The 3,738-nt window shown below is 56.1% G+C and carries 2 rRNA genes; both read left to right on the top strand.

Features of this window, described 5'->3' with window-relative positions:
• Nucleotides 1-356: 356 nt before the first annotated feature.
• A 23S ribosomal RNA gene (locus Csp2054_RS17550) occupies nt 357-3,483 on the top strand.
• Between the two features lie 137 nt (nt 3,484-3,620).
• Nucleotides 3,621-3,737: ribosomal RNA gene (gene rrf / locus Csp2054_RS17545) — 5S ribosomal RNA — on the top strand.
• The last annotated feature ends 1 nt before the right edge of the window (nt 3,738 follow it).

Raw genomic sequence — 3,738 nt, 5'->3', positions numbered from 1 at the left:
TAGCTCATGGGTGGAACATTGACAGTGCAGTCGTCGGCGCGTCTGCCGACCTTAGTACGGCTTGCTTGCAGGTCGGGAACGGGTTGGTGGGGAAGCGGGATGGCTGGTGCACGTTGTTGGGTCCTGAGGGACCAGGCTTCCCGGCTGTGATGGTCGGGGGTTGGGCCGGCGGACGGTTGTCTGCCAGGTTCTTCGATGGGCCACATGAGTCGAGCGGGTTGGCTGCTCGGGGAGTGTGGTGCCGATCGTATGTTGAGAACTACACAGTGGACGCGAGCATCTTAGATCGCTCGGAACGATGACGCAGCCTTCGGGTGGTGTTGTTGTTGTGAGTCGATCGCAATTTTAATCTTTGTGGTCAAGTTTCTAAGAGCAAACGGTGGATGCCTTGGCATCTGGAGCCGAAGAAGGACGTAGAAATCTGCGATAAGCCTCGGGGAGCTGATAATCGAGCTGTGAGCCGAGGATTTCCGAATGGGGAAACCCCGCCAGGCGACTTGTCGACCTGGTGACTCCCGCCTGAATATATAGGGCGGGTAGAGGGAACGTGGGGAAGTGAAACATCTCAGTACCCACAGGAAGAGAAAACAACATGTGATTCCGTGAGTAGTGGCGAGCGAAAGCGGATGAGGCTAAACCGATCATGTGTGATAGCCGGCGGGCGTTGCATGGTCGGGGTTGTGGGACACGTCGCTCAGTTCTGCCGGACTGGGGCGGTTACAGCGCATCATAGTCGAACTGGTTTGAAAGCCGGGCCGTAGTGGGTGCCAGCCCCGTAGACGAAATGGTGTTATGGCCGGATGTGTATCCCAAGTAGCACGGGGCCCGAGAAATCCCGTGTGAATCTGTCAGGACCACCTGATAAGCCTAAATACTCCCAGATGACCGATAGCGGACAAGTACCGTGAGGGAAAGGTGAAAAGTACCCCGGGAGGGGAGTGAAATAGTACCTGAAACCGTTTGCTTACAAACCGTCGGAGCCTCCTTGTAGGGGTGACGGCGTGCCTTTTGAAGAATGAGCCTGCGAGTTAGCGATATGTGGCGAGGTTAACCCGTGTGGGGTAGCCGTAGCGAAAGCGAGTCTGAATAGGGCGATCCAGTCGCATGTCCTAGACCCGAAGCGAAGTGATCTATCCATGGCCAGGTTGAAGCGACGGTAAGACGTCGTGGAGGACCGAACCCACTTCAGTTGAAAATGGAGGGGATGAGCTGTGGATAGGGGTGAAAGGCCAATCAAACTTCGTGATAGCTGGTTCTCTCCGAAATGCATTTAGGTGCAGCGTTGCGTGTTTCTCGCCGGAGGTAGAGCTACTGGATGGCCGATGGGCCTCAACAGGTTACTGACGTCAGCCAAACTCCGAATGCCGGTGAGTGAGAGCGCAGCAGTGAGACGGTGGGGGATAAGCTTCATCGTCGAGAGGGAAACAACCCAGACTACCAACTAAGGCCCCTAAGCGTGTGCTAAGTGGGAAAGGATGTGGAGTTGCACAGACAACCAGGAGGTTGGCTTAGAAGCAGCCACCCTTGAAAGAGTGCGTAATAGCTCACTGGTCAAGTGATTCCGCGCCGACAATGTAACGGGGCTCAAGCACACCGCCGAAGTTGTAGATTTCGCACACCGACAAGCCTTCGTGGTTCAGTCGTGCGGAGTGGTAGGAGAGCGTCGTGTGGCGAGTGAAGCGGCGGAGGAATCCAGCCGTGGACGCTACACGAGTGAGAATGCAGGCATGAGTAGCGAAAGACGGGTGAGAAACCCGTCCTCCGAAAGACCAAGGGTTCCAGGGCCAGGTTAATCCGCCCTGGGTAAGTCGGGACCTAAGGCGAGGCCGACAGGCGTAGTCGATGGACAACGGGTTGATATTCCCGTACCGGCGAACAACCGCCCAAGCTAATCCAGTGGTGCTAAGAGTCCTAACCCGGACCAGTGGATCCCTTCGGGGTGAGACGGTCCGGTCTAACGCTCGACCCCATGCTGGTGCGGCTAGCGTATGAACAGGTGTGACGCAGGAAGGTAGCTGAGCCAGGCGATGGTATCCGTAAGGTGAACCTGGTGTAAGGATGTAGGGCTGACGATAGGCAAATCCGTCGTCTGTACGCCTGAGATCCGACGCGTACCCGTTCAGGGGAAATCAGTGATCCTATGCTGCCGAGAAAAGCATCGACGCGAGGTTGCAGCCGCCCGTACCCGAAACCGACTCAGGTGGTCAGGTAGAGAATACCAAGGAGATCGAGAGAATCGTGGTTAAGGAACTCGGCAAAATGCCCCCGTAACTTCGGGAGAAGGGGGGCCGGAACCGTGACCGGACTTGCTCCGTGAGCGGTGAAGGCCGCAGAGACCAGTGGGAAGCGACTGTTTACTAAAAACACAGGTCCGTGCGAAGTCGCAAGACGATGTATACGGACTGACGCCTGCCCGGTGCTGGAAGGTTAAGAGGAAGGGTTAGCCTTTGGGCGAAGCTCTGAATTTAAGCCCCAGTAAACGGCGGTGGTAACTATAACCATCCTAAGGTAGCGAAATTCCTTGTCGGGTAAGTTCCGACCTGCACGAATGGCGTAACGACTTCCCAGCTGTCTCAACCGCGAACTCGGCGAAATTGCACTACGAGTAAAGATGCTCGTTACGCGCAGCAGGACGGAAAGACCCCGTGACCTTTACTACAGCTTGGTATTGGTGTTCGGTGTGGCTTGTGTAGGATAGGTGGGAGACTGTGAAGCGGGCACGCTAGTGTTCGTGGAGTCGTTGTTGAAATACCACTCTGGTCACTCTGGATGTCTAACGTAGGACCCTGATCGGGTTCATGGACAGTGCCTGGTGGGTAGTTTAACTGGGGCGGTTGCCTCCCAAAGAGTAACGGAGGCGCCCAAAGGTTCCCTCAACCTGGTTGGCAATCAGGTGGCGAGTGTAAGTGCACAAGGGAGCTTGACTGTGAGACTGACAGGTCGAGCAGGGACGAAAGTCGGGACTAGTGATCCGGCAGTGGCTTGTGGAAGCGCTGTCGCTCAACGGATAAAAGGTACCTCGGGGATAACAGGCTGATCTTGCCCAAGAGTCCATATCGACGGCATGGTTTGGCACCTCGATGTCGGCTCGTCGCATCCTGGGGCTGGAGTAGGTCCCAAGGGTTGGGCTGTTCGCCCATTAAAGCGGTACGCGAGCTGGGTTTAGAACGTCGTGAGACAGTTCGGTCCCTATCCGCTGCGCGCGTTGGAAATTTGAGAAGATCTATCCCTAGTACGAGAGGACCGGGATGGACGAACCTCTGGTGTGTCAGTTGTTCTGCCAAGGGCACCGCTGATTAGCTACGTTCGGACCGGATAACCGCTGAAAGCATCTAAGCGGGAAGCCGTCTTCGAGATGAGATTTCCATGCACCTTGAGTGTGAGAGGCTCCCAGCAGACTACTGGGTTGATAGGCCGGATGTGGAAGCGGGGACTAACGACCCGTGGAGCTGACCGGTACTAATACGCCGAAGACTTGACAACACACTGATTTCCCACACCTTTCGGGTGTGGGGCTCGCGTCCACTTTGTGGTTCCCGACAGACGATCGGGAATCAAACTGAATACTTCAGCAACGGCTTGAAGGAACGGTTTTGATCCAGGATCTGGGTCGAGAGTGTTCCGGTGGTCATAGCGAGAGGGAAACGCCCGGTCACATTCCGAACCCGGAAGCTAAGCCTCTCAGCGCCGATGGTACTGCAAGGGGGACCTTGTGGGAGAGTAGGACGCCGCCGGACT

The organism is Curtobacterium sp. 'Ferrero', assembly GCF_002412165.1.
In the GTDB taxonomy this organism is placed as follows: Bacteria; Actinomycetota; Actinomycetes; order Actinomycetales; family Microbacteriaceae; genus Curtobacterium.
The sequence above is the reverse complement of the archived record's forward strand: the minus strand, read 5'-3'. Positions and strand labels throughout refer to the sequence as shown.